The organism is Vibrio hibernica, from assembly GCF_015223435.1.
Classification (GTDB): domain Bacteria; phylum Pseudomonadota; class Gammaproteobacteria; order Enterobacterales; family Vibrionaceae; genus Vibrio; species Vibrio hibernica.
In genome coordinates, this window is the sequence record NZ_VHKO01000076.1 from 1 (window position 1) to 8816 (window position 8816).

Here is an 8816-nt window from a genome sequence, read left to right on the forward strand (position 1 = left end):
ATAACCAGTTGGTATGTAACCCTACAGGCGACACTATAATTAGAGTTTCTAATAGATTTTCTTATGTGAAATGTTAGAACTTTATTGTGCTGATACTTGCACTTGAATTCGGGGAAAAGCCGTTTGTCGCACATAATACTAATCGATTCCAGAACAATTGGTTCGAATTGAATTTAACTTATCCCTGAATTCAACTCCGAACTGCGACATTTACCCTCGGATAGTTGCTTCGATGTGATAAGCAATATACTTTAACAATATAATCAATTTTATACCTATGTGGATGAATATGGATATACAGCAAAAGTTAATATCTTGGGGTGATTTCTTAAGTCAGATGGATATGGACGACGACTTAGCCGACGTATCAGAGAGTATTCAAAGTCAATTAATCGCTATTGTATCGTGGGCAAATAAGGCTCAGTTAGATATCTACCCTGTTGATATTGAAAAGCAATTTCGGATTGGTCGACGTTCGTTACAAGCTCAAAAAGCAGATGCAAACTTTAAAAGTATCCAGATTCAAAATTCTAAAATTAAGTTAGATGGTGATGATTTCAGTCATGAGATCCTAGATGACTTAACGCCTGCATTGAAAAATTTTTCAGAAGCAAACGAAATTGATCGTGAGTCTTATTGGCCAATAGATTATCGAAACAGTATGGCAACAAAAGATTCAAGAAATACAAGTAACCTCGATGAAGATATGCATCAACTCATGAGCAGTTTAAACAAAATTCTATATGGTCCACCAGGAACAGGTAAAACCTATCACACCATTGAAGCTGCGGTAAAAGCGGCCGAGCCAAATTTTACATGGGAAACTAGAGAAGAACTAAAAAAAGAGCACCAGTCTTTAGTTGAAAAAAATCGTATTCGGTTTGTTACCTTCCATCAAAGCTATGGTTATGAAGAGTTTGTTGAGGGCTTAAAAGCTTCTACAAATGAAAACGATCAAATCACCTATGCGGTGGAAGATGGGATTTTTAAAAATATAGTTTCTGATGCCACAAAATATCGAATTAATAAAGATGTAAAAGAAGATGAGGATTTTGACTCATTATGGGATAAGTTTTTAGAACAATTAACAGAAGAAGAAAATGGGATAAGAATAAAAACAAAACGAACTACTTTTATTGTCACGGATATAAGTTCAAATACGATACGTTTTGAGAAATCTCAAGGTGACTCTGTACACTCATTGAGTATAAAAACCTTGAAAGCTATTTTTGATGGTGAGCGAGTTATTAAAGGTGGATTGAACCCATATTATTCAGGGATTGTTAATTATTTAAAAGAGTTATCTAATAAATCAAAATTGGTAAAAACCGAACGTAAGAATTTTGTGTTAGTTGTTGATGAAATTAACCGTGGCAATATTTCGAAAATATTCGGTGAGCTTATTACGTTAATTGAACCTTCAAAGCGCAAAGGTGAAGATGAAGCACTTGAATTAACTTTACCTTATTCTGGTGAATCCTTTTCTGTGCCGAACAACCTACATATCATCGGTACCATGAACACTGCCGACCGCTCACTAGCAATGATGGATACCGCGCTACGTCGTCGTTTTGATTTTGTGGAGATGATGCCAAAGCCAGAGTTATTGACGGATGTAATTGTTAACGGTATTGATTTAAAAGAATTATTAATCAAGCTGAATGAAAGAATTGCAATTCTCTACGATCGTGAGCATACCTTAGGTCATGCTTTCTTTATGCCAGTGAAAGAGCTTTATAGTAACGGAAAAGAAGGTTTAGCTTTTAAAGAGCTACAAACAGTATTTAAAAACAAAATCATCCCGCTTCTGGAAGAGTACTTCTTTGAAGATTGGAGCAAGATTCGTCTTGTGCTAGCTGACAATCAAAAAGCGTTAGACTTTCAATTTATTACAGAAGAAGTACAGACTCTACAACAATTGAAGAACTTGTTTGGAAGTAATCATAAGCTTGATGAATATGGTCAGTCGGTGGTGAATTATCGTTTGGCTGATGATAATAAAAGTGTTTGGTCTGATCCAAGGGCTTATATTGGCATCTATTCGCCTAAATTAGTTGAAGCTGTTGATGTTCAAGAAAGGGCATCGGCTGAAACGCATGGTGAGGAAAGTCAATAGCCATGCATACCACAGTGTTCGAATATGGTTATTTGACCTACGAAAAATCCGCTTGTGACACTCTGCAAGCGGAGTTGATTTCTAAAACTGCTTTTGAGTATCTCAAAGAAGTTAGTTTAAGTGCATCACAAACAAATACCGCTAAGTGTTTAAATTTAACTATGCGTTATGGTTATGAGCTAATTCAAGTCAAAAACTATGTAGGTGTATTATTCACACCTACTGGTGAGCATATTGAAATTTTGCCAAAAGTAGGTCGTAAAACCTCGGATGATCAGCTAGCAATTACGGAATCCCGTGATACGTTACTTATGATGCTGAAACATTTAGGTTCATTTCGCTATGTATTATCTAGCCAAGGCAATGTGGCTAGTAAAGAAATGCCTCTTTTAGAAGTATTCATTAGTCAGTTTTTACACTGCGTTAATACATTAGTTAAAAAAGGGCTAAAAAGTGATTATGTGTCTAGGACTGATAATTTATTTTATCAAAAGGGTAAGTTGCTTGTATCTAAGCAGTTAAGACACAACTTGGTTAATAAACATAAGTTTTATGTTGAATATGATGAGTATTTAATTGACCGTCCAGCTAACCGTTTAATCAAAACCGCTCTGCTAAAACTGACAAATGTGACACGTCTATCAGTAAATCAGAGACTATTGAGAGAGCTTCAGTTTGCCTTTGTTGATGTACCTTGCTGTAAATCCATTGAGCAAGATTTTAACATGCTTAAACTTGGTAAAGGGATGAAAGATTATCAAACATCATTAGCTTGGGCGAAATTAATTTTAGAGGGGATTTCACCACTAAGCATGAAGGGTGGTCATCAGGCTTTATCATTGATGTTTCCGATGGAAATGGTATTTGAAAATTATGTTGCAGCAATATTAAGGACACAATTGAAAAGTGGTATTGAGCTGACAACACAAGCTCGTACAAATTATCTGGTTACCCACAATAAAAGGCGTCAGTTTCAATTAAAGCCGGACCTGCTACTTACTTTCACTGATGGTTCTAAAGTGGTGTTGGATACAAAATGGAAGTTAGTCGATTTAACTCAACATAATTTTGGTTTATCTCAATCAGACTTTTATCAAATGTTTGCTTATGGACAAACATATTTAAGAGGTAAGGGAGATCTGTACTTGATTTACCCAGAACATGAAGGATTTACAAAGCCCATTGAGCATAGCTTTGATTTTTCCGAGGATCTTAAGTTATGGGTTATTCCTTTTTCTATGAGTACTAAGAATCCAAATGGTGTTTTACTGCCTGATAATGGCCGTTCATTTATATCGATTGATGGATAATTACTTGCTGAAATTTGCCATTCAATCCTCATTTAATGATTTTATAAGTTTACAAACTCCCTACCTCTGAAGAATTGCGGATAATGATATTCATCAACTCAAGGAGTTAAATATGAATACATTACAAGCAAATCATCTTGAATCTATCAAAAGAAAATTGCTCGAAGAAGAAATGTTGATTACGGTGGTTCAGCATGCTGATACTGTCGAGATTCAGTATAGTAGCCGTCAACTACTTTCTAATGAACTAGAACAGCCAACGATAATAACTTGTTGTTTAGGTGGCAGAATAAATGTTTTAGACCCGAGTCTTGGCGTATTAAAGTTTCGTGATTTTTCTAGCTGGGTATATTGGTTCGATATTTAAAGAGTACAGGGAACGATGAAGAAAATACTATTAGCCATCGTAGGCAGTAAGCCTCAGATTTTAACAGAAGTTATTTATGGCCTTTATCAATCTGGCCAAACTTTACCTGATGAAATTCGGGTGATCACCACTCGTAGTACTCGCGAGAAAATTACTAGCCAACTTTTTAAAGAAGGGTATTGGCAGTCATTGATTAACGAATATCAATTACCTGCTATCAGTTTTAATGAAAGCAATATTTCAGTATTGGAAGATGAAAATGGTTATCAACCATTCGATGCCAAACAAGATGAAGATCAGTCGGTCATGGCGGACTGTATTATCCAAACCGTTTCAGAACTAACCCGAGATACCAATACAGCCGTTTGTGCTTGTCTGTCTGGTGGTCGCAAAACAATGGCTTTCTATCTTGGTTTTGCGATGTCTTTATATGGTCGAACTCAAGATTCATTAAAGCATGTATTCATTAGCCCTGAATATGAATCTTTACCTGCATTTTTCTTTCCAACAAAGAATGATCATTGGTTAATTAATGCGGAAGGCGCAAAAGTAAATGCGAGAGAAGCCAGAGTGACGTTAGCGGATATCCCTTTTGTTCGCATGCATACAAGCCTTGCATCGTCGATGTACTCTCAAATTGAAGCTCGTTCCTTTTCGAAAACTGTGGCACTAATTAATGCTGCCAATCAAGATGAGCCATTGGCTATCTCTATCAATATCACAGCACGAACTGTCACCATTTTGGGCGTTGAGATCCAACTTTCACCTAAGCTATTAGCCTTATACGCTTTTATCGCAACTCAACCTAATCAGAAAATTAAAGTTGGCTCTGCTTTTATTCAATCTAAAGAATATACCAAACAATACCTATCCCTTTATAAACAAATGAGAGGGGATACACGTGTGTATAGCAGTTTTGGTTTAGATGGTGAAATTGACTGGGATAATCAAGTTTTAGATGGGTTAAAGCCGATGTCTGCCAAGTTTATCCAAGAAGTTTTAAGTCAGTTCCAGCAAAAGCTTTCAGATAAATTACCTCTCTCGATCGTAGAAAAAGTCAAAGTTCAATCAAGTGGAATGAAAGGTGCGATGCAATATCATATGCATTCAGATATCGTGATTGTTGGCTTGGAGAAATATCATGATAAGTGATGAAGTGCGAAATAAAGCTCAAGGAGTGCTATTAGGTTTAGCGTTGGGAGATGCGTTAGGTACAACTCTTGAATTTCGACCAAAAGGAACCTTTATCCCGATTAGCGATATGGAGGGTGGTGGTCCTTTTAATTTACAAGCAGGGCAGTGGACAGATGATACTTCTATGATGTTATGTCTCACCGATAGTTTGCTTGAATGTGGTGAAAATAATAGTAAAGATCAAATGGAGCGCTACCTACGTTGGTATCGTCACGGTGAGAACTCATGTACTGGTCATTGTTTTGATATAGGTAATACGGTGAGAGCCGCGTTACATCAATTCGAACTTACGAGCGATCCGCTATCTGGAAGTGATGCACCTAATACTGCTGGAAATGGCAGTTTAATGCGAATTGCCCCCATCGCATTATTCTACCGAGAACAGTCGATTGAAGAAGCTTGTGATGCGGCATGTTTAGCGAGTATGACAACTCATGCAGAGACACGTACCCAAGCGGCTTGTGCGCTTATGACATACTTTTTGCATCGTGGTCTAAATACACCGTCTAATGAATTAACGAAAGACAACTTTTTAACTATTAGCCCTGATTTCATTAAACGGTTGGGTTCTTTATCCCAAGACGTTGTTGATCTTGCAACAGGTAACTATCGCCAAAAACAAGAAAGTGAAATCAAGGGAACGGGCTTTGTCATCGATTCATTGGAAGCCGCGTTATGGTGTTTCTATCACAGTGATAGTTTCGAACATGGTGCTTTGCTGGCAGCCAATCTAGGTGATGATGCTGATACCACCGCGGCAATTTATGGGCAAATTGCAGGGTGTTTTTATGGGGCAGATTCCTTACCAGAACATTGGTTAGCCAAGTTAGCATGGAGGAAGCATATAGCCCGTCATGCTGAGTATTTGTTATTAAGGCCAAGTAATCATAATTTAAAACGGTTTTTAGATTGTTGTATACATAATGAGCAAGGTTTTGATTATACGGCCTTTTATGAATCATCCATTGCTATAGCGCTTAGTTGGGATCTTGCAGGTACCGTAGATTGGAATAGCAGTGGGCGATCAGTTATTGAGGTCATAACAGAAATGAGTTTAATGGCATGTTTGAGTTGGATCACTCAAGTTGTGCGTTCAGACCGCTTCAATCAAGGATTGCTGCAAGAGAGTTTGGACAATGGAAGCATGACGGCAGCAATAAATAGACTTCAGTGGTTAATGAACACTTATGCTCCAAGCAATGAATGTATGACTAAGGATTAAGAATGCAAAGCAAATACGATAAGTTTTTTATTGGCGATATTCATGGACGCTTGGATAAATTAGAAACGCTATTAAATGATATTGGTTGGGATATTGAAGAGCCTTGTTATCACTTGGTGTTTGTTGGCGATTTAATTGATAACCAGACCAACCCAAATGTGCAGCAAATCAAGCTATTAATTTTTGTGAAAGAGCTTGTAAATAAAGGGCTTGCGACTTGTATTCTGGGCAATCATGAATTTAATGCGATAGGTTGGGCAACTTATCACCCCGATACGGGTCTTCCACTTCGAAAACATAGTGAAAATAACCATAAACAACACCATGCCTTTTTGACTGAAGTAGGGGAATCATCAGCTCTTCATCAGGAGTGGGTTGATTGGTTTAAAAAGCGACCTTTATTTGTTGAGTTTGAAGAGGTTCGAGCTATTCATGCTTGTTGGAATGATGAATGTATTGAGCGAATAAAGTCTTATCTCGATTCAAGTAACTGTATACGTGAAGAGCATTGGATAAACGCTTTTGATGAGTCTCATGAGCTTTTTGAGTTAATTGAAATATTACTTAAAGGGCCAGAAGTGAATCTACCCAAAGGTATAACCTTTAAAGATAAGAATGGTATTGAAAGAAGAACCATCAGAATAGCATGGTGGAATGATACCGCTTGTACTTATCGAGAGTTAGCCTTAATCGAGGATAAATATCGCTCATTACTTCCCGATATCCCTATTACTGATATCGACTGTAAACCAGTAATGAAACCGGTGTTCATTGGTCACTACTCCTTATCAGGAGAGCCTATGCTACAAAACGAAAAGGTAGCTTGTGTCGATTATAATGCGCAAAAGGATGAGTATCCCTTGGTTGGATATTTATATTCAAACACTGTTGATACAGATAGCCAGCTTTCCCATGACCAATTTTTTTATGAAGGTAGAATCAGCTTTTTTGAAACTACCGAAGGGCAAATAAGCAAAGTATTACTGACTTCAATGGATGAAAAACTTTCGAAACTTCGGAAATTAGAATTAGAGTCAGAAAATCCAATTACTGGTATTGCTTATGAAGCAACTGCGCAGTATCCAGTTTGCCACCAAACGGCTGTAGATCGAGTTGATGAATATCTATGGTTACAATGGGACCCCATTGGTGTAAATGATTGGGAAGATTGTCGTGATGAGTACCAAGCTTACTGTGAGGATGTTACCCGTTTCGTGCTGTTCGGCTCTGTTGAGGATTTAGCTTTGTATCTTTGGGTGACGATTGTTTACCAATTAGGCTTAAGCGCAAATTCTATAGAAGACCAAAATACTCTTAAGCAAGATTGTGCAGTGCATGCCAACCGATTAAGGCAGCTTGTTTGGAAGTGAATCTATGGGTGTAGTAGCTGAGTAAATTTGGCCACCTGAATGGATATTTGTAATACCTCAGTTAATTCGTGAAACACTAAATTAGTAAAATCGGTAACTCAAAATTGTCCAAAAGTTTCTTACGCAGAGTTGTGGTTGTATGAGAGGCATGTATGATGCAACGGAGGATTGCTTGCTTGTATCGCAGAGCGCTGGTTAGCAACAAAATGTCGAGAATTGCTTTGATCGACTTGATGGGATAGTTGAGAATTTTTGTATGATTTTCTCAGGTTTTGCTTAGAGAAAGGGCTTTTTGTTGAGAAAGTCATGAACCCATTGGTATTGCTGGTCTCTCTCATGATTCATAAAAACAAAAATTAATTCTTGCATATTTTAAATCACCCCAACCGCAAGTAAGTAGAATCAAGGTTTTCAAGGGTTATCCCTTGCTGGGGAATGAATAAGAATCAATATAAATCGATATAATTAAAATCTGCCGCCAATTTGTCGCCATTATTATGGTAGTGAGATGGCGGCATTTTAGTTTGTAATGATTAAATTATTTAGTGGGATTGATCGCACTGCAATCGAGATTGTTGCTGCGTTTTCCAAGGGTTTTGTATGCTGCCATGCGATTATCTGCTTTGACAAATCTGATGGGTGGGGCAAGTACATGCAATTGATAATCTAGTGAATCTGGCATTATTTTATCACTTGGAGTAATGATTAAAATTTTCAATTCAGGGTTAAGACGTAAAATTGCTGCCGCAGTTCCGAGCCCCCCTTCTGTATGAAACATGCCCGCAATATGCATCACTTGTTTGGTAGGATGTTGAGCCAAATAATCGACGATACTTTCAGCCATAGTTTCATCCCAAGTTGCTTGCGCAGCATATTGCTTTTCATTTTGATCAGCGTTGCCATGATGCATGGATGACATGAATTTTTGTTTATATGGAGTGTCAGCCGTTGAAATGTTTTTGGCGACTAACGAACGTCGCTCTTGAGTCTGATTGTCTAAATAACTTAAACCTTGTTTTGCTATGCATTGCACCATTACTTTAGGTGCATTAGCCGCAATGATATCAATGTGATTAGATTTGGCTAACTCAACTAAAGGTCGATAGTCACTTTCATAATTAGGCCAAGCATTACCATTATTGATCAATGCTTGCTCACCAATTTCCCCACGTACATATTCATTCACTACCGCTTGTTTATCGCGACTAAATTGCTCCATTGATAAAGCCACATCATG

7 protein-coding genes are annotated in these 8816 nt (G+C 37.6%); 6 read left to right on the forward strand and 1 reads right to left on the reverse strand.

Annotated elements, in window-relative coordinates; all coding sequences use genetic code 11:
• Positions 1-289 precede the first annotated feature (289 nt).
• The 6 genes from FH976_RS14810 (at position 290) to FH976_RS14835 (ending at position 7579) form a co-directional block, all read left to right on the forward strand.
• Complete coding sequence (locus tag FH976_RS14810) at positions 290-2116, forward strand: McrB family protein (RefSeq protein WP_228767463.1); 1827 nt, start codon at positions 290-292, stop codon at positions 2114-2116.
• 2 nt (positions 2117-2118) lie between these two features.
• Positions 2119-3426, forward strand: a complete 1308-nt coding sequence (locus tag FH976_RS14815; RefSeq protein ID WP_194091568.1) for an McrC family protein — start codon at positions 2119-2121, stop codon at positions 3424-3426.
• Positions 3427-3538: 112 nt separating this feature from the next.
• Positions 3539-3793, forward strand: coding sequence for a hypothetical protein (locus FH976_RS14820; protein WP_194091569.1), 255 nt, complete (start codon positions 3539-3541; stop codon positions 3791-3793).
• A gap of 15 nt (positions 3794-3808) precedes the next feature.
• Entirely contained in the window at positions 3809-4945 is a 1137-nt protein-coding gene (gene csm6, locus FH976_RS14825; RefSeq protein ID WP_194091570.1) for a CRISPR-associated ring nuclease Csm6, read from the forward strand.
• The gene (locus tag FH976_RS14830; RefSeq protein WP_194091571.1) at positions 4935-6209 is read left to right on the forward strand and encodes an ADP-ribosylglycohydrolase family protein; all 1275 of its coding nucleotides are present in this window, start codon (positions 4935-4937) and stop codon (positions 6207-6209) included. Before csm6 ends, FH976_RS14830 begins: the two co-directional genes overlap by 11 nt.
• Positions 6210-6211: 2 nt before the next feature.
• The gene (locus FH976_RS14835; protein WP_194091572.1) at positions 6212-7579 is read left to right on the forward strand and encodes a metallophosphoesterase; all 1368 of its coding nucleotides are present in this window, start codon (positions 6212-6214) and stop codon (positions 7577-7579) included.
• Between the two features lie 538 nt (positions 7580-8117).
• On the opposite strand, the gene FH976_RS14840 is transcribed toward FH976_RS14835, so the two are convergent.
• Positions 8118-8816, reverse strand: a 699-nt coding sequence (locus FH976_RS14840; RefSeq protein ID WP_194091573.1) for a ChaN family lipoprotein, incomplete at its 5' end; no start/stop codon positions are given.